This window comes from Streptomyces sp. a15, assembly GCF_059026085.1.
In genome coordinates this window covers 1-331 of the sequence record NZ_JBWLKM010000302.1, presented here as the reverse complement: position 1 = coordinate 331, position 331 = coordinate 1, and the positions used below count along the sequence as shown (strand labels likewise).

Annotated in this window: 1 protein-coding gene; it reads left to right on the top strand. The window is 59.2% G+C overall.

All coding sequences use genetic code 11. The annotated features are described in order from the left end of the window. Window positions 1–286 (top strand): transposase (locus AC5P09_RS52235; protein WP_493880668.1); only part of this gene is annotated, 286 nt, incomplete at its 5' end. Window positions 287–331 lie beyond the last annotated feature (45 nt).

The following is a 331-nucleotide window of genomic DNA, read 5'->3' as shown; positions in this document are numbered from 1 at the left end:
TGTGCGGCACGGCACCACGAACCTGTTCGCCGCGCTGAACGTCACGACCGGTGAAGTGCTGGGCGAGTGCAAGCCGAACCGGAATGGCGCGACTTTCCTGGCGTTCATGAAGAAGGCCGTCAAGCCGCATGTGGGGAAGGAAATCCATGTTGTCCTGGACAACCTCTCCACGCACACCACTCCCGACGTGAAGGCATGGCTGGCGAAAAACCCGCACGTCCACTTCCATTTCACCCCCGTCGGGTCCTCGTGGTTGAACCAGATCGTGCGACACGAAGTCGCTTGAGAAGAGTGGTATTCACCGAGGAGGTTCGACTGATGTCGAAGGTGT